Source organism: Endozoicomonas sp. ALD040, from assembly GCF_049275945.1.
Classification (GTDB): Bacteria; Pseudomonadota; Gammaproteobacteria; order Pseudomonadales; family Endozoicomonadaceae; genus Endozoicomonas_A.
Genome location: NZ_CP184829.1, coordinates 22229 through 43350 on the forward strand (window position 1 = coordinate 22229; position 21122 = coordinate 43350).

The window sequence follows — 21122 nt, forward strand, 5'->3', positions numbered from 1 at the left end:
GAGCTGTTGAAGTTTTGCGACACCCTCAGAGCGTAGGAACGAGTTGTAATTTCACTGGCATTGAACTTTGCCACGTGAATTAAATTCGCTTAACAGCTAGCGGATTTGCCACTGTGAACTAAATTCTCTCAACAGCTTACCGGAACAGCCATGAGCGATTAACAGCCATGAGCGATTAACAGCCGTCCCCCCGCTTGCAGTGTAAATCACTTGCCACAGTAATAAAAATACTCAGCTATAAGGTAGTAGAATGACAAATACCCGCCCCAATGCATTAAGTCTTGCAGTGGCCGTTGCAATCAGTTCTTCCATCATTAGTTCACAGGCACTGGCCGATCGCAAGTTGCAGATAAAAGCTGCCAATATACCGGGCAATGGACATGTGGAGATGACCCTGAGTGAGGTCAGGGTTCAGCCAACTTTAGGGGATGACCAGCAACCAATACCCAAATCCATCACCACCACCTACCCTGCTCAGCCACGTGACAGGTTTGGCCATCACTTTAATTCTGTGGGCTTTACGGAAGCTCTTGCTGACGCTCTTGAGGACGTTTCTGTTGTTGATGTGTTTGCAACAGACGAGAATGACGTTGCTCAGAAATACACCAAAGTCCTGAAAATGGGTGACGATGGCATCTTCAGGTTTACCCACAACCTTGCAGAAAACGAACTGGTCATTGAAGTCAAAGACAGAATGACCGATCAGGATATACTTGTGGGTGTTCATAGCCTGTCATCTGGCGGCCTGTCATTAGAGCCGCTGACGAAAATCGCCAGCTCCACAGAAATGGGTCGGTTGCTGAGCATTGTTTATTCCCTGCGAGGACAGTTCGGCGCAAGTGATCACTATGTTCCCCTTGCCACCATTAAAGTAGAAAAAGTTGCAGTGGATGGGCGTACCTTTATGCGTCTTATCGCTGCGGGCGACCAGCCCCCTGACCTGCAACGTCTGGGTCAGTCAGTCTTTGTCAATGATGATGTTCTCCTGGCAGCAGCGGCCTCTGCCTATATCCAGGTTTATATCCTGAAAGAGGATTTACAACAGCAGGCTCTTAATGAACTCCTGGCACATAGCAAACCCGTCGGATATATTGTCCACGTCGAGGATGACTCACAGATTTATCCTGTGCCTGCAGGTTATCCGAAGCTGGAAGTCGCTGAAACTCCGGGAGAGGTCATTGTTTTCCATGGTCAGATGCAGAGTCCCGATGATATTGCTTTTGTAGAAAGCCTCTATAACCTCTGGAAAGAAGCTGAGCTTAATACCCCCACCCCGGAAGCGGCAGCAGTAATAAAGGTTTTCAGACAAAAAGTCAGAAGCTACCTGTACGTCATACGAAGCAAGCAGATGGCTCTGCTGGAGGAGGTTATTGCACGGCACGGCACGGGTGGATTTAACAAAGACCAACCGCCGACGATGACAAACGAAGACAGGGAGGCGATGCATGCATTTGGATACTATGAATTTCTTCAGCAGGCATTGGTCAGTGCCACTCCAGCTGCAGCGGCTCGAACGAATCAATTTGAACTCACACTGGAACACATCAGGCTCACTTCGTTAGTCATCACGCCAACCTGGCAGCAGATTCAACTGGCAAAATACTTCAGCTTCAAACCCGTACTCAGAGATAGTCTGACTGAACAGCATTATGTTAAGAGTATTCTGAATCATGTACCCGCTGTCGACAGCAATGCCCTTCGCAATGACGACCCGTTTCTTTCCAAAGTCCTGAGCGATATGGCCCAACAGCTGATTGAATGGGAAAGCTCACTGGCAGAAAATCTGGCAACAAAAGGCGAACTCATCCGGGTCAGAAAGCAATTAGAGCTCATAACGGAGGAAGCCTCTATCAATGAAGAGGAAAAACTGAGAACAGAACGACTCTATCGGCTGGCTGAATCAGAGCTTACACCTGTTCGTGCCGGGCAGGAAGACATCAGAACACCCGTTCACCCGGAGGCCTTGCCTGAAGTCATTGGAAAACTGACTGCCGTAGAAAAAGCCCTGGCGATGGATATCCTCGGTAGAGAGGACGATTTGTATTACCGTCGGGAAGCCATTTCCGGGGAAATTCAGAGATACATCACAAAAGTCAGTCAACAGGCAGGGGAAGAGGCACTGAAAGACTTGGATGAGCGAGCCATAAGACAACAAAAAGCGATACTAAAAACTTTAGAGGACAGGCTGAACATCGACATTAGCGAAAACTCTGCTGCTAAAAAAGGAGGCAAGAGCTTCACTGTCAAACTGGCAAAAGATCTGCGTGTAGCATTTGACATGGATGACGACCTGTATGATCAGAAAAACACCCTGAGAACCAAAATTCAGGAATTAATCGAAAAATCAGACGCACTCTACGACGATGAAGCTGCCAGAAGAGCCTGGAACAATGAAATAGCTCATCAACTCAACATTGAGGATTATAAAGCAGATGCCCCTATCGAAAACCAGAACAGTGTGATTGCAACAAAACTCCGACAGCTGGACAAAGAAATGATCAATGAGGATCAACCTGAGGTTAATGATCGTATCGCCGGCATTGAGAATGAACTTGACAGGCAAATGGCCCGGCTGGGACCCAAACCCCGATATGTTCTTGAACGTGAGCTAGCCAGAGCCAGACAAGCAATACAAAAAAGTGAAAGTTGGCTGGAAAGAATGGATGAAATCCTGAGGACAGCAGAGGAAGCCATCGAAAATAACGTCGGTCCATTCCAGTTCTCGCCGAGACAGGCCAGGGTTCTGGCTGATATGGGCACCTTCTCACAGCAGCACTCTCTCAAACAACAGGCTCTGGATGCCGCACTGGGTCTGGCAGAATCAGCATTAAACAGCGGTAAGGTAATACCAGACCTTACGACTTTCGATTTTGACGATGAATTTGCACCGATTCGCTTGCAGGCACTGGTCGGAGATGAAGTGACGTTCAATCAGGCCAGTCGGATTGTAGAAGTCTTCAAGAGCCTGAAGAGGATTTTTCCGCTCACCCCTGTCGTGCCGCTGGAAGATCGACCTCCTGCCGTGGCTAAAAAGCAACAGGCTCTGGATGCTGCACTGGGTCAGGTAGAGTCAACAATCAACACCGGTAAGACAATACCTAGCCTTGTGACTTTCGATTTTGACGATGAATTTGCACCGCTTGGCTTGCAGGCGCTGGTGAGGGACGATCTGACATTTGATCGGGCCGGTCAGATTGTGGAAGTCTTCAAAAATCTGAAAACGAGCTTCCCTGCCGAGCCTCTGGAAGATCAGCCTCAGAATGTCATTGAACAAGTCCAGGCTCTGGCAGACAGAGCCAGGAATGAGATGAAAACCGGGGCTAAACAATACGACGACGAAATTCACAGCATGGGCAGAAGAGCCATTCACTTCGTTGAGCATAAACCAAAGGACCTGAAAGACTTCTCGGAATACTTCGAGGCCCATTCTGCCAACGGTAACAGGATAATGGCTCTGCTGCGCGAAGGTCTGATCAGCAAAATTGAACTTGAGAACTACATGGAAGCTGTCAGAGGTGTTGATGGTCATCAGACAGTGGATGAATTTGAACACTTCCTTGGCTACAAACACGGCATCCATATGACTGAGTTCAGGAAAGTTGTCCAGATGCTGTCGGATCAGGGTGCTGAGGAATTCATGCAGAGTGCCTTCACTCCTGTAGCCGCTACTGCAACTGGCCCGGCAGGTATGAAAGAGTCGGTTGTCGGCATGACAGAGTACGCAGCTGCAGTCATCGCCAACTACGTTCTTGATGATATTGCCTTTGAAAATGGCCGCAGGACGGCAGCGTTTCTGGCCAATGCTCAGGAGACACTGACACCTTATGCCAATGCTGTCGGGATGTCTGAATCAGACCTGATCAAGATTGTCCATGACACATTGATGCAGGCTCATGCCGCAGCGGTTGAGCGGCAGCTGTCGGATTACTGGATCAAACCTTCAGCCTTCCTGGTACAGGCTATCACCTGGTATTACTCCAGCTACAAACCACTGCTGGTGAGCACTAACGCTCGGCGGGCTGCCGAGCTATCCCTCTCAAACATGTCGTTCCTCTATCTGCTGGACCTGACCAACAGGGGTGATTATCTGCACAGAATGCTCACACCTTTCCAGCACTGGCTGGAACGCTACGGCGTTGACCTTGACCGAACCGGCCAATATGCCTATCACAGCGGCATTGAACAAATCTCTGAAGTGGGCGGACTGGCCATGCCACTGGGCAAAGCCGCTTCATCAGTCATTCTGTTAAAAACCGGCTCTGCGCTGTTTGCCAGACAGTACAATGCCAACCCACACAGGTATCGCAGCATTTCCCGTCTGGTGCCGGAAATAGTGAAATCCATGGGTTCCGCGCAAGGGGTTCAGGTACCGCTGCCGAACAGGGTGACACCACAAAAAGTAAAAACGCTGGCCTCTGCCACAGCCGGTCTGGTGCTGGGTCCGGTAGCCACTGTCGGAGCATACGCCCAGGGTCTTATATCTGGGTTCACCTATGCTCAAACCTTTGGATTCACTCTGGCGTCCGGTCTCACTTTCGACTTCTTTATGAACGACAACAAGATGCTCACTCAATGGCTGGGTGGACCTCTGGGTCGTAGCCTTGACAGGATTAATCGCTGGCGCGGCGTCGGTGAAACCCAGGATGAATATGTGAAACGTACGGCCATTGCTACACCTCAACGCTATAGTGAAACCGATGAAGAGTACGCGAGCCGCGTTAAGACAGACGACACTGTGTATGGCTGGACTCGACACGAAAACTACCTGCAGTTCCGTGAACGCCGTGATCGAACCATGAAACTGTTCGAGAATAGCTGGGAGAAATACTTCAGGGAAAATGTGCCTAAATGGTCGTTCTCCCATGCAGAAAGCATTCCTTACTCTTACACCCTGGGTGCCTTCTTTGGGTCAGGGACTGCAGAGCCTGAGCAAACCGCCGCAGCCGTGAAAGCAGCACCGGTTGCGGGAGGTATGCATTCCCACGCAGAGCGAGGCTGTCGCAAAACTCTCTCCGGCATGGGAACGCGTTGACTCCCGTCATTGCCGGCTTCATTCTCGTCATTCCCGCGAAGGCGGGAATCCACACTGACTCTCCACCAGAACCATACTGCCCGGTGTCCCCCTGGCCTTGTCATCCCCGAGAAGGCAGAGATCCACCGTTGGCGCTGGATTCCCGCCTTCGCGGGAATGACGACTTCAGAGCGTGAGAACGAGCTGTTGAAGTTTTGCGATACCCTCAGAGCGTAGGAAAGAGTTGTAATTTCACTGGCATTGAACTTTGCCACGTGAATTAAATTCGCTTAACAGCTAGCAGATTTTCCACTGTGAACTAAATTCTCTCAACAGCTTACCGTAACAGCCATGAACGATTGACAGCCATGAGCGATTGACAGCCATGAGCCTTTGTAAGCTGTTTCCTCGCCAGGTGTGGCAAACACTTTTCACTGTAATCAAAGTACCAACTCTGAGGTAGTAGAATGACAAATGCCCGCCCCAATGCATTAAGCCTTGCAGTAGCCATTGCCCTCAGCTCTTCCATCATCAGTACACAGGCAATAACCGAGCGCAAGCTGCAGACAAAATCTCTTGATATCTCTAACGACGAACATCTGTCGTTTACACAGAGTCTGGTCAGTGTTCAGCCAACTTTAGCGGGTGACCAGCAACCAATACCCAAATCCTTTACCACTACTTACCCTGATCAGACCCAAGCCAGAGAAGGCTGTGCGGTTCCCTCTGAGGGTTTTACAGACATTCTTTCTGCCGTTAGTGCTGACGTCACCAGTGTTGATCTGTTTGAAACGGGCGAGAATGACGTTGCTCAGAAATACACCAAAGTCCTGAAGGTGGGTGATGAGGAAGTCTTCAGGTTCACCCATGGCCTTGGAGAAAGGGAGCTGATAATTGAAGTCAGAGGCGGAATGACCGACCAGGAGACCATTGACGCTGTTCGTGATCAATTAACGGTCATACCGTCATTAGAACCCTCAACGAAAATAGCCAGACCCGAACAACTGCATGCGGTCCTGGAAGGTGCTGATGACAGAGCAGGAGACCTCGGCACAAGCGACTACTATGTTGCCCTCGCCACCATTAAAGTAGAACCCATTGAAGTGAATGGGCGAACGTTTATGCGTCTCATCGCTTCGGGCGATCAACCCCCTGAACTGACCCGCCTTACTCAATCGCTCTTTGTCAATGATGAAGCGCTTCTGGCCGCAGCCACCTCGGCCTACATCCAGGTTCATGTCCTGAAAGAGGAGTTGCAACAGGAGGCTCTTGATAGACTGCTGGCACTGAGCAAACCCGTCGGATATGTTATGCAAAGAGAAGATTCCACAAGGGTTTACCCTGCGCCTTCGGGTTATCCAAAGCTGGTACCCAGTCATACTCAGGAAGATACTATTGTTTTCTATAGTCAGAAACTGAATCCAGCCGATATCGCTTTTGTAGAAAACCTATATGACCTTCTGGCAGAAGCTGAGCCTGATGGCCTCACTCACGCAACAACAAAGGTTAAAACATATAAGGTCAAAAGCTACCAGCATGTTATTCGAAGCAGGCAGTGGGCACTGCTGGAGGAGTTGGCTGCCCAGGGCAATGCTGAATTCAGCAAGGATAAACTGACTTCGCTTGCATACTATGAATCTCTCCAGCAGGCATTATACAGCGCCAGGCCTTATAGAACGGATGAATTTGAACTCACATTAGAACATCTCAAAGTCACTTCATCAGTCCTCACGCCAACCTGGATACATTATCAACTGGTAAGACACTTCGGTTTCCGTAGCGCAATGAAAACTCTTCTGACTGACCAGCGCTTTATTCAGAATATGGAAGAATTGATACCCTTTATCAGAGTTGTCCAAAAAGTGCAGGCCGATGGAGATGAAGAGTTTGCTGCCAGAGTCGTGAAAGGCATGTCAGCGCAGATGATTAATACCTATAACAAAATAGAGGCGCTGCGGACAAAAGAAGGCGAGTACAACAGGCTTCTAAAACACCTGGAGGACAATGCAAAGGAAAAACTCAGAGCCCTTGAACTCAAACATGAGCTTGCGCAGAAGGCTGAAGAAGAGCTTGCGCAGACTCGTAAAGCGCTGGAAGAACTGCGAAACCGGTCACAGAAACCGCAGCAGGAAGTCGAACGAATTCCGGCATTGGAAAAACAAGTTCTTGATGCCAGGGCAGACGCCTCAAAAGTATACAACAGTCAACTGGCAAAGGAGCTTGGTATTGATAACTGGGATAATACCCAGCCAACCGAAGAACAAGCCAGAATAATCATACAGAAAATTAATGAAATCAACCAAATGGTGGCGGCAACAGGAAAAGCTCATTTTTATAAACAGGCTATACGTATGGAAATGGCAGCCATTGAAACCATTTTCCATATTACTCCGGTCGATAAAGACGATCTTAATGCCCGCTTTAGAGGCATTTACGAGCAGTTGCTACAAAAGTCAGAACTAACCTTTGAGGGGGCCCAACAGACACTGGCTATGGCAGAAGATGAGCTCGGTCTGACACGGGATAACGAAGAAGACCTGATAGCCCGCTTCCGTAGCATTCTCGAAACCCTCAGGCAGATGGCGCTTGAGTCCGCTCGACAATTTTTTCAGGATCAACAGCAGGGGCAGGAAGAACAGAAAAACCAGTTACAGAAACTTCAGCAGGAAGCCAAACGAATTCCAGAGCTGGAACAAAAGGTTCATGATGCCAGAACAGATGCCACAAAAGACCGCAACGCTCAAACGGCAGCAGAGCTTGGTATTGATGACTGGGACGATACCCTGCCACTGGAAGAACAAGCCAGACTCATCAGAAAAAAAATTCAGGCAATCAAACCATCGGTTGCCGCAACAGAAGAGCCTGATGAAGAAACTGTAAAAGCAAAACCGGCGGGCACTGGCAAAAAAGGTCGCATTATTCTGGTCGATGAAGACCAGCTGGCAACCCTTCTGATCACCCGCGAGCAGCTGCAACAAAATCCGGAACAACCCGACGAGGAAATTCGGGAAAAACTGTCTGACCTGGAAGACCAGCTCGGACTGGTCCCGAACAAAGAAGATGACCTGCAAGCCCGTCACCAGAACATTCTGAAGCACCTTGAACAAGAGGCATTTGATGTCAGTCAAAGAGAGCTGAGAGAACGGAAAAACCGGTTGGAGAAGCTTCTGCAGATAGGAGAGGAAAACCAGTTAGAGAAACTTGTGCAGAAAGCCGGTAGGGTTCCAGAGCTGGAAAAGGAACTTCTTACTGTCAAGAGATATGCCAGAAAAATTCGCTGCGCCCAGAGAGCAGCAAAGCTTGGTATTGATGACTGGGATGAAGCCCGGCCACTCGAAGAACAACGCAGACTCATAGAAGAAAAAATTAATGACATATACAGATCAATGGCCGCAACAGGCCATCCTGATGAAGAAACTGTAACAGCAGAACCGGCGGCCATTGGTGGCAGGCGTGTTATTGCTTCGGTCAATAAAAACAATCCGGGGATCCTTCTGTTCATTCAAAAGGAGCTGCAACAAAACACCAAACTATCCGATGAGGAAGTGCAGGAAAAACTGACTATCTTTGAAAGTCATCTCGGCCTGGTTCCGGAAAACAATGATGACCTTGAAGCCCGTCATCGGGCCATTCAGCAACACCTCAAGCAGCAGGCACCCGAGATTGTTCAACAACCCCTTCTGATCACCCACGAGCAGCGGCAACAAAATCCGGAACAACCCGACGAGGACTTTCAGGAAAAACTGTCTGACCTGGAAGACCAGCTCGGACTGGTCCCGAACAAAGAAGATGACCTGCAAGCCCGTCACCAGAACATTCTGAAACACCTTGAACAAGAGGCATTTGATGTCAGTCAAAGAGAGCTGAGAAAACGGAAAAACCGGTTGGAGAAGCTTCTGAAGACTGGAGTAGAGAAACTTGTGCATAAAGCCGATACGGTCCCAGAGCTGCAAAAGCAACTTCTTACTGTCAGGAGAATTGCCAGGAACACTAACTACGCTCATACAGCAGCAAGGCTTGGTATTCATGACTGGGACGATACCCTGCCACTCGAAGAACAACAAAGACTCATAGAAGAAGAAATTAATGATATATACAGATCAATGGCCGCAACAGGTCAGCCTGATGAAGAAGCCTTAACGGGAGAACCAGCGGCCATTAGTGGCAGGCGTGGGATTGCTTCGGTCAATAAAAACAATCCGGCCACCCTTCTGCTCATTCAAAAGCGGCTGCAAGGAAACACCAAACTGACCGATGAGGAAGTTCGGGAAAAACTGACTATCTTCGAAGATCATCTCGGCCTGGTTCCTGAAAACAATGATGACCTCAAAGCCCGTCACCGGACCATTCAACAGCACCTCAAGCAGCAGATAACCGAGATCGTTCAACAACCTTTTCAGAATCAACAGCAACAGGAAGACAAACGAATTTCAGAGCTGAAACGACAAGTACTCACTGCCAGAGCAGCTGCCACAAAAGTTCGCAACGCTCAACTGGCCGCAGAGCTTGGTATGGATGACTGGGATGATACCCAGTCACCCGAAGAACAAGCCAGGCTCATTAGAGAAAAAATTAATGAAATAAAACCATCGGTTGTCACAACAGCTCAGTCTGATGAAGAAACTTTAGAGGCGGAACCGTCGGCCATGCAGATAGAAGAGGAAAACCAGTTAGAGAAGCTTGTGCAGAAAGCCGATATGGTTCCAGAGCTGCAAAAGCAAATTCTTACTGTCAGGAGAATTGCCAGGCAGGCTAACTACGCTCATACAGCAGCAAGGCTTGGTATTGATGACTGGAATGAACTCCTGCCACTCGAAGAACAACACAGACTCATAGAAGAAAAAATTAATGACATATACAGATCAATGGCCGCAACAGGTCAGCCTGATGAAGAAGCTGTAACGGCAGAATCTGCGGCCATTAGTGGCAGGCGTGGGATTGCTTCGGTCAACAAAAACAATCCGGCCACCCTTCTGCTCATTCAAAAGCGGCTGCAAGGAAACACCGAACTGGCCGATGAGGAAGTTCGGGAAAAACTGACTGCCTTTGAAAGTCATCTCGGTCTGGTTCCGGAAAACAATGATGACCTTAAAGCTCGTCACCAGGCCATTCAGCAACACCTGAAGCAGCAGGTAACAGAGACTGCTCAACAACCTTTTCAGAATCAACACCAACAGGAAGACAAACGAATCTCAGAGCTGGAACAACAAATACTCACTGCCAGAGCCGATGCCACAAAAGTTCGCAACGCGCAACTGGCAGCAGAGCTTGGTATGGATGACTGGGATGATAGCCAGTCATCCGAAGAACAAGCCAGGCTCATTAGAGAAAAAATTAATAAAATAAAACCATCGGTTGCCACAACAGGACAGTCTGATGAAGAAGCTGTAAAAGCAAAACCGCCGACCATTAGCCAAAAGCGCGGCATTACTTCGGTCGATGAAGAAGATCCGGCTGCCCTTCATTTCACTCCACGGCGACAGCGCCTGGAACAAAACGAAGAACTACCCTATCCGGAAATTCTGGAAAGACTGACTTTCTTTGAAAATAAACTCGGCCTGGTTCCGGAAAACGAAGATGACCCTGAAGTCCGCCTCCTGAGCCTGCATCAGGGCATTCAGAAGGAGTCACGCAGGGCTTATCTGCAACATGTTGAGAACCAGGAAGAACTGGCAAAACGGAGAAACTGGCTAAAGTTTCTTCAGGATGAAGTTAATCGAATTTCAATACCGAAAAAAGAAGCCCCTGAGTCAATGGAGGAAAACAGAAAAAATTACAACATTCAGTTGGCAGCAGCGCTCGAAATTGATGACTGGGATGATACCCAGCCACTGGAACAACAAGACAGCCTCATTAGACAGAAAATTCGTGATCTCAAGCAACCGGCGACCGTAGCTCAGATTACTGCATCATCAATGACCCCGACAACGATTGCGCCAACAAAGATCGCCCCGACACCGGTCATCGCAACATCATTGGTGACTGCAACATTATCGGTGACCACAACGAATGCCGCAACCGCACAAACTCCGCAAGAAGCTTTCAAAGAAACTCTGGCGGCCATTGAAAGCAGGCACAATATTACTCCAGACGACGAAAATGATCTGCTTGCCCGCTGTCAGTTTGTGCAACAGTACCTGCAGCAAAAACATGCAGAATTAGCCGATTTTAGCGAAGTCGAGAATAAGCTGGCCTGGATTGAAGGTCAGCTCGGCCTGACCCCTGGTATCGAAAGAGACCCGGAAGTTCGCTGTCAGACCATTAGGCAACACCTTGGGGAGCAGAATGCCCAAATCGCTCAACAACAGCAGCTTCTTCAGCAACAGAGTACAGGCACAGAGACTGAAATAGAAGCTGAAATCAAAGCCCGCTATGCAACCATTGCCGCACATTTAAACATTGAGAATTTTGATAGCAATGCAGATATTGGCGATCAACAAAAACATCTGCTTCAAGAACTCAAGAAACTAAATCTTCAACAAGATCTGCTTCTTTCAAAGATGAAACAACAATTCCCTTATACCAGAGAAGAGGACTATGGAGATGATGCCGGTATAGACGAACAAAATAGTCTAATTGAAGCAAAACTTAAACAGCTGGATGCAGAAATTTTCAAAGCGCGTCAGCTTGAGGTTAATGTTCGTATCGCAGCCATTGATGATGAGCTTGACGGGCAAATGGCTCGCCTGGGACCTGAACCCAGAGACGTTCTTGATCGTGATCTGGCCATGGCCAGGCGAACAATACTGGTAGCTGAAAATAAGCTGGCAGGGCTTCATCGTAAGCTGAATGATCTTCCACGCAAAAAATTGGCCGTTACGATTGGCAATGACGTTCACCCTGCTCCGGATGGAGACGACGAAGCGGCCACAAAAAATCTGAACACCCGGATAAAAGGCCAGAAAATTCATGAAACCAGGCAATCGGTTACCGTAAAATCCATTGCCTCAAGACCGGTTAGCGCAACGCCGGTTGCGACGGCTTCGATTGCCCCAACACCCGTTAGCGCAATGCCAGTTGCAACGGCTTCTATTGTCTCAACACCCGTTAGCGCAATGCCGCTTGCAACAGCTTCCATTGCCTCAACACCCGTCAGCGCAACGCCGTTTGCAACAGCTTCCATTGCCTCAACAGCACACTATCAGGAAGAAAAATTAAAGAAAAAACTGCCTGCCATTGCAAGCTGGTACGATTTTACTTCAGACAATGAACCGGAAGTCCTTCATAAATCCGTTAAACGAGACATTAAGCAGCGGTTAGCCCGGATCACTCAACAAAAGCAACATCTTCAGCAAGATCTTCAGCAACTTCTTCAGCAACAGAGCACCGGGACAAGGGCTGAAAAAGAAGCTGAAATAAAAGCCCGCTTTGCGACCATTGCTGAACATTCAAACATCCAGGGTTTTGATAGCAATGCAAATATTGACGTTCAACAAGAACTCCTGATTCAAAAATTTGAGGAAATAAATGCCCGCGAGCAAGATCTGCGTCAACAACTTTATACAATGGCCAATCAACAGGATATAGAGCATTCTTACACCCTGGCCAGAAAAGATGCCCTGGCGGCGGTTATTGGTTTAGATCGGGTTCCTGAAGATCGTGCTGCCCTGGAGTTAATAGTTCGTGACAAGCTCTCCCAGCTTGCAGAGCTGGAACAAGAACTGGAAGACATCAGAACACCAGGCCATCCAAAAGCCATGTCTGAAGTACTGCAAACACTTCGTGCCGCAGAAAAAGTACTGAAGGATGAACGCCTCACTAAGGAGCAAGATGTGTATTTGCGTCGCATGGACATTTCTGTAGACATGAGGGCATTCATCAGAGAAGCCAGAAAGCACTCAGAGAATAAGGCCCTGATGACACTGAGTTATCTGGAAAACTTACTCAACATCAAAGCCGATGAAGATGATCACAAGGCAGCAAGACTGAAGAGCATTCTTACAAGGCTTGATGATGGTGATATCTCCAATTATCAGCTGGATCAGATGGACATGAACCTCTGGCCGGAAATTGACAGGTCGCAGGAAGATCTGGAGCAGGTGAGAATGGATCTCAGACTCTTATGTATTCGTGATCGTCTTATCTTTATAGTCAAAGAATCGGATAAGCGAGCCATAGAAAAACAGGCAGAGTACCTTGTTGCTCTGGAGAAAGAGCTCAATATCGATCCTGATAAAAACCCTGCTGCAAAAGCAAGAGGCAAAACTTTCCTGGCCAAACTGGCCAGTGATCTGCAGATAGAGTTTTATGACGACGATTCAAAACTGTCTAAACAGTACGCACTGAGAAGCAGAATTCAGAAATTAAGGAAAGAAGTAAACGAAATCTATGACGATGAAGGTGTCAGAAGGATCAAAAACAATAAAATTGCTGAGCAACTTGATATTAAGGACTATGGAGATGATGCCGGTATAGACGAACAAAATAGTCTGATCGAGGCAAAACTTGAGCAGCTGGAGGCAGAATTTTTCAAAGCGGTCCAGCTTGACGTTAATGAGCGTATCGCAGCTATCGATGATGCGCTTGACAGGCAAATGGCTCGCCTGGGACCTAAACCCCGCTACGTTCTTGATCGTGATGTTGCCATGGCCAGGCGAGCAATACTGGCAGCTGAAACCAAGCTGGAATGGCTTCATCGTAAGCTGAATGATCTTCCACGCAAAAAATTGGCCGTTATGATGGGCAACGACGTTCACCCTGTTCCGGATGAAGACGACGAAGCTGCCGCAAAAAATCTGAACACCCGGATAAAAGATGACCTCGGATCACTGGCAGAGATTCAGGAACAGGCTCGCCTGGAAGGTGAAATTGAAACCCAAAAAGCAGACATTGTGAAACTGAAGGAAGCCCTGAATACTGCAGAAAAAGCCGTCATAGGTGATGGCGGTCCCTTCCAGTACTCCCCGGATCAGGAAAAAGTTCTGAACGCCATCCACAAATTCACGAAGCAGCACCCTCTCAAAAAACGAGCTCTGGAAGCCGCAATTGGCCTGACAGAAGCAGCGATAGAGCATGGCAAGGCAATACCATTCTTTACGAGTTTCGATTTTAACGATGAATTTGCAGCCATTCACCTGCAGGCAATGATCGGAGACAAACTGACGTTTGAACAGGCCGGTCGGATTGTGGAAATTTTCAATGACCTGAAGGCCACCTTCCCGGAATCCCCATCCGGGTCTGTAGAAGATCAACCCCGGAATGTGCTGAAAGAAATCGAGATTCTGACGGACAGGGCCAGGATGCACTTAGAAGCCGGGGCCCGACAATACGACGTCGAAATTCGCGGCATGGGCTTAGCAGGCATTCACTACGTCGAGCAAGAATCAAAGGACCTGAAAAGCTTCTCGGAATACTTCGCTACCCGTTCTGCCAGCGGTAACAAGATCATAGCTCTGCTGCGTGAAGGTCTGATCAGCAAGATTGAGCTTGAGAATTACATGAAAGCTGTCAAAGGTGTTGATGGCTATCAGACAGTGGATGAATTTGAACACTTCCTTGGCCACAAACACGGCATCAGGGTGTCTGACTTCAAAGCCGCTGTCCAGATGCTGTCCGACCAGGGTGTTGAAGAACTCATACAGAGTGCCTTTACTCCTGTGACCCTGACTGCAACTGGCCCGGCAGGCATGAAAGAGTCTGTTGCCGGCATGACAGAGTACGCAGCGGCTGTCATCGCCAACTACGTTCTTGATGATATTGCCTTTGACAATGGCCGCAGGACGGCAGCCTTCCTGACCAATATTCAGGATACCCTGACCCCCTATGCCAATGCTGTCGGGATGTCTGAATCAGAACTGATCAAGATTGTCCATAACACATTGATGCAGGCTCACGCCGCAGCGGTTGAGCAGAAGCTCAATGATTACTGGGTCAAACCTTCAGCCTTCCTGGTACAGGCTGTCACCTGGTACTACTCCAGCTACAAACCTATTCTGGCAACTCATAGCGACTGGCAGGCTGCCAAACTGTCCCTTGCAAACATGTCATTCCTCTATCTTCTGGATCTGACCAACAGAGGTGATTACCTGCACAGAATGCTCACACCTTTCCAGCACTGGCTGGAACGCTACGGTGTTGATCTTGACCGAACCGGCCAATATGCCTATCACAGCGGCATTGAACAAATCTCTGAAGTGGGCGGACTGGCCATGCCACTGGGCAAAGCCGCTTCCTCAGTCATTCTGTTGAAAACCGGCTCTGCGCTGTTCACCAGACAGTACAATGCCAACCCCCACAGCTATCGCAGCCTTTCCCGTCTGGTGCCGGAAATAGTGAAATCCATGGGTTCCGGACAAGGGGTTCAGGTACCGCTGCTGAACAGGGTGACACCACAAAAAGTAAAAACACTGGCCTCTGCCACAGCCGGTCTGGTGCTGGGTCCGGTGGCCACTGTCGGAGCATACGCCCACGGACTTCTATCCGGTTTCACCTATGCTCAAACCTTCGGCTTCGCTCTGGCGTCCGGTGTCACTTTCGACTTCTTTATGAACGACAACAAGATGCTCACTCAATGGCTGGGTGGACCTCTGGGTCGAAGCCTTGACAGGATTAATCGCTGGCGCGGCGGCGGTGAAACCCAGGATGAATATGTGAAACGTACCGCCATTGCCACACCTCAACGCTATAGTGAAACCGATGAAGAGTACGCAAACCGCGTTAAAGCAAATAACACTATGTATGGCTGGACTCGACACGAGAACTATCTGCAGTTCCGTGAACGCCGGGATCGCACCATGAAGATGCTCGATAATAGCTGGGAGAAATACTTCAGGGAAAATGTGCCCAAATGGTCATTCTCCCACGCAGAAAGTATTCCTTACTCCTACACTCTGGGTGCCTTATTTGAGTCAGGGACTGCGGCGCCTGAGGCCGCCTCCACAGCTATGAAAGCAGCACTGGCTGATCACGAGTTTGATAAAGATAAAAATACCCGCGACGAACTTTGATATCAGAAACCAGTACAAAACTCTAGCAGCCTGTCGGACTTAAGCGTCCGTAGCGAGGATTGCGAGAAATTGAGGATAAAAATTTCTGATTCCGAGGAGAATAGCGAGCTATTTGACGAGGGAGCAGGAATTTTTAGACCAATTTATCGCAACCGCAGTAGGACAGTCTTAAGTCCGACAGGCTGCTAGCAACGCGTTCCCACGCTTTTAGGCCCTGTGGGTCTTGCGTGGGAAGGCATAACTCCCCAGAAAAGCGGACTCTGCAGCAGATTCTCTCAACGGCTTATCGAAACAGCCATCAGCGACTGACAGCTCTGAGGTAGTAGTATGATCAATACTTGCCCCAATGCATTACGACTTGCAGCGGCCGTTGCCATCAGCTCTTCCATCATTGTTACAGACGCACAGGCCGGGCGCAGTCTGCAGACAAAATCTGTCGATATTTCGAACAATGGATATAGGGTGTTTACCCAGAGCCTGGTCAAGGTTCAGCCAACTTTAGGGAATGACCAGCAGCCAATACCCAAATCTTTTACCACCATCTACCCTGACCAGACTCCAGTCAGAGAGGGTTTCAGGGTTCCTTCAGATGACTTTACAGACGTTTTTTCCGGCGTCAGCACTCTTGTCTCCATTGTTGATCTGTTTGAAACAGGCGAGAATAACGTTGCTCAAAAATACACCAAAGTACTGAAAGTGGGTGATGAAGCAGTCTTCAAGTTCACCCATAGCCTTGAAGAAAAGGAACTGGTCATTGAAGTCAGGGGCGGAATGACCGATCAGGATATCGTTGACACTGTAAGTGATCAATTGGCTTGCATCTCATCATTAGAACCGTCAACGAAATTAGCCAGACCCGAACATCTTTATATAGTGCTGGAAGCTGCCAATGACAGAGCAGAAAACCTGGGCACAAGCGATCACTATGTTGCCCTTGCCACCATCAAAGTAGAACAAGTTGAAGTGAATGGGCGTACATTCATGATTCTTATCTCAGGGGGTGATCAGCCACCTGAACTGAAGCGTCTGGGTCAATCACTCTTTGTCAATGATGAAGCTCTCCTTGTTGCAGCCACTTCTGCCTATATCCAGGTTCATGTTCTGAAAGAGGAATTACAACAGGAGTCTCTTAATAATCTGATGGCACACAGCAAACCCGTCGGATATGTTGTACACGTCGAGGACAACCCAGAGCTTTATCCTCTGCCTGCGGGTTATCCAAAGCTGGAAGCAGTGCAAGCGCGGGAAGACATTATTGTTTTTCATGGTCTGACGCAGAATCCAGCCGATGTCGCTTTTGTAGAAAACCTCTACAAACTCCTGAAAGAAGCTGGGACTAAAGACCCTGCTGAGACAGTATCAACGAAGGTTAAAAAATATAATGTCAAAAGCTACCGGCATATTATTCGAAGCAGGCAGATGACACTGCTGGAGGAGTTAGCTGCACAGCACGATGCTGAATTCAGCAAAGATAAACTGATTTCGCTTGCATACTATGAATCTCTCCAGCAAGCGTTAAGCAGTGCTACACCAAAAAGCGCCTATGAATTTGAATTCACATCAGGACACTTCAAAGTGACTTCGTCGGTCGTCACGTCAACCTGGATGCATTATCAATTGGTAAAATACTTCGGCTTCAAACGCACATTTAAAAATCTTCTGACTGACCAGCGATTTATTAAGAATATGGAGAAAGTGATACCCATTTTCAGCGATATCGACAAAGCACAGGCCGATACTGGTGACGACGAGAAGTTTGCTTCCAAAGTCATGGAAGACATGTCCAGGCTTCTGAGTGTGACCTATAAAAACATAGATGAGCTGCGGGAAAAAGAGGGCGAATTCACTCATATTCTAAACCATTTAAAGTGCATAGCTGAGATAGACACTGGCTTTGAAAGGGAAAAACTCAGAGCACTTAAACTCAAGCAACAAGCTGAAGATGAGCATGCACAGACTCATAAAGTGCTGGAAGAACTGCAAAACCAGTCACTAAAAATGCAGCAGGAGGTCGAACGAATTCCAGCGCTGCAACAACAAGTTCGTGATGCCAGAGAAAAAGTCGCAAAAATTTACAACACTGAGTTGGCTGAAGAGCTTGGTATTGATAACTGGGATGATACCCAGCCAGCAAAAGAGCAAGCCTCACGCATCAGAGAGAGAATTAATAAAATCTTCACAGCAGCTGCCGCAACAGGACAGCCTGAAAAAGACACCGTAAGAACAAATCTGGCCGCTATTGAAGGCCAACTCGGTATTGTTCCAGATAATGAAAACGATCTGGATGCCCGCTTTCAATCCATTCAACAGCACCTGCAACAACACCTGCAACAACAAGAAAAATTAACTCATAAAGAAGTCTGGAACAGACTGACTAACTTTGAAGGTCAGCAACATCTTCAGCATATACAAAAGCTGGAAAAACAAAAAAACCGGTTGCAGGAATTTAAGCAGAAAGTTGATCATATGCCAACGCTGAGAGAAAAAGTCCGTGACCCCCTATTAATAACCATGGAAGATTACAACTTTCAACTGGCAGATGAGCTTGGTATTGAATTGGATGTGTTCGAGTTACCTGAAGAGCAGGCCAGACTCGTCAGCAGAAAAATTCGTAAAATCAGCAAATCGGAACAGCCTCAGAAAGAGGCTGTAAAAAAAATACTGGCGTCCATTGAAAGCGAGCATGGTATTACTCCAAAAAATGAAAATGATCTGGCTGGCCGCTTTGAGACTATTCAGCAGGAACTGCGATATCAACTGCAAGCAGAGACAGATCTGATCGACAATAGAATCCACTACGACCTGGCTGACATTGAAGGTCAATTCGGCCTGTTTCCGGATAACGTAAATGACCTGGAATACCGTCAATACACTCTTCAACAGCACCTGAAGCAGCAGATAGCCGAGGTCGGGCAAGAATATCATCGGCAACTGGACATCAGAACAGAAGCTGAAAAAATAGCTGCAACCAAAGCACGCTTTGCAACCATTGCCACACATTTAAACATTCAGGATTTTGATAGCGATGAAGATATTGACGTTCAGCAGGAACGCCTGCTTGAAAAAATCCAGACCATGGAGGCTCAACAAAAAATCCTGTTTCAGAGAGTTGAGGCATTAAATGATCAACAGGATATAGAGAATTCTTACATCCGGGGCCAGCAAAAAGCCAAACCTGAAGTACCTGAGACACTCAGTGCCGTAGAAGAAGCGAGGGCTGCAAAGAAAGCCGTCAAGAATGATAGCGGTCCCTTCCAGCTCTCGCCAAGACAGAAGCACATTCAGTACATTATGAGCCACATCGTACAGCAGCACCCTCTGAAGAAACAAGCCCTTGAGGCCGCAATGGGTCTGGCAGAGCTGGCAGAGCTGGCAGTAAAGAGCGGTAAGGAAATACCCGACCTTACGACGTTGGATTTTGACGATAAATTTGCACCGATCCGCCTGCAGGCAATGATCGGAGAAGGTCTGATCAGCAAGATTGAACTTGAGAACTACATAAAAGCCGCCCGGGGTGTCGATGGTTATCAGACAGTGGCTGAATTTGAACACTTCCTTGGCTACAGACACGGCGTCAAGCTGCCTCACTTCAAGAGCGTTGTCCAGATGCTGTCTGACGAGGGTGTTGAGGAGTTCATAAAGAGTGCCTTTACTCCTGTGACCGTGACGGTGAATGGCCCAGCGGGTATAAAAGAGTCTCTTGACGGCATGAAAGAGTATGCAACGGCTGTCATCGCCAACTACGTTCTTGATGACATCGCCTTTGACAATGGCCAAAGGACGGCAGCCTTCCTGACCAATATTCAGGATACCCTGAAACCCTATGCCAATGCTGTCGGGATGTCTGAAACAGACCTGATCAATATTATTCATGACACATTGATGCAAGTTCATGCCGCAGCGATTGTACGACAGTTGTTGCATTACTGGGTCAAACCTTCAGCCTTCCTGGTACAGACTGTCACCTGGTACTACTCCAGCTACAAACCGCTTCTGGTTGCTTATACCCACTGGCAGGCTGCCAAACTGTCCCTGGTAAACATGTCATTTCTCTATCTGCTGGATCTGACCAACAGAGGTGTTTACCTGCACAGAATGCTCACACCTTTCCAGCACTGGCTGGAAAGCTACGGCGTTGATCTTGACCGAACCGGCCAATATGCCTACCACAGCGGCATTGAACAAATCTCTGAAGTGGGCGGACTTGCCATGCCACTGGGCAAAGCCGCTTCTTCAGTCATTCTGTTAAGAACCGGCTCTGCGCTGTTTGCCCGACAATACAATGCTAACCCTCAAAGCTATCGCAGCCTTTCTCGTCTGGTGCCGGAAATAGTGAAATCCATGGGTTCCGGACAAGGGGTTCAGATGCCGTTGCTGAACAGTATGACACCAGAAAAAGTAAAAACGCTGGCCTCGGCCACAGCCGGTCTGGTGCTGGGTCCGATAGCCACCATCGGAACATACGTCCAAAGCCTTATATCCGGGTTCACCTATACTCAAACCTTCGGCTTCGCTTTGGCGTCGGGTCTCACTTTCGACTTCTTTATGAACGACAACAAGATGCTCACTCAATGGCTGGGTGGACCTCTGGGTCGTAGCCTTGACAGGATTAATCGCTGGCGGGGCGTCGGTGAAAGCCAGGATGAATATGTGAAACGTACCACCATTGCTACACCTCAACGCTATGGTGAAACCGATGAAGAGTACGCAAACCGTGTTAAGACAGGCGACACTGCGTACGGCTGGACTCGGCACGAAAACTACCTGCAATTCCGTGAACGACGGGATCGCACCATGAAACTGTCAGAGAATAGCTGGGAGAAATACTTCAGGGAAAATGTGCCCAAATGGTCATTCTCCAATGCAGAAAGTATTCCTTATTCCTACACCCTGGGCGCCTTCTTTGAGTCAGGGGCTGCAGCGCCCGAGCAACCCTCCGCAACCTTGAAAGGAGCACCGGTTGGGGGAGGTATGCATTCCCACGCAGAGCGAGGGAACGAGTTGTAAACATTCAATTTTATTGGCAGTGAACTTTGTCACGAGAATTAAATTCGGCCAATAGCTAGCGGATTTGCCACTGTGAACTAAATTCTCTCAACAGCTTACCGGAACAGCCGTGAGCCTTTGTAAGTTGTTTCCTCGCCGGGTGTGGCAATCGCTTTTCA

4 protein-coding genes are annotated in these 21122 nt (G+C 48.3%); all 4 read left to right on the forward strand.

What is annotated here, in order from left to right; translation table 11 throughout:
• Positions 1–250 precede the first annotated feature (250 nt).
• The 4 genes from ACOJUN_RS00075 (at position 251) to ACOJUN_RS00090 (ending at position 20964) form a co-directional block, all read left to right on the forward strand.
• A complete protein-coding gene (locus tag ACOJUN_RS00075; RefSeq protein ID WP_422134655.1) occupies positions 251–5032 on the forward strand; it encodes a hypothetical protein in 4782 nt (1593 codons plus the stop codon).
• Positions 5029–5208, forward strand: coding sequence for a hypothetical protein (locus ACOJUN_RS00080; RefSeq protein ID WP_422134656.1), 180 nt, complete (start codon positions 5029–5031; stop codon positions 5206–5208). The genes ACOJUN_RS00075 and ACOJUN_RS00080 overlap by 4 nt, the downstream gene beginning before the upstream one ends.
• Positions 5209–5478: 270 nt before the next feature.
• Positions 5479–15957: a hypothetical protein gene (locus tag ACOJUN_RS00085; RefSeq protein ID WP_422134657.1), complete on the forward strand. Its 10479-nt coding sequence runs from the start codon at positions 5479–5481 to the stop codon at positions 15955–15957.
• A gap of 327 nt (positions 15958–16284) precedes the next feature.
• Entirely contained in the window at positions 16285–20964 is a 4680-nt protein-coding gene (locus tag ACOJUN_RS00090; protein WP_422134658.1) for a hypothetical protein, read from the forward strand.
• Positions 20965–21122 lie beyond the last annotated feature (158 nt).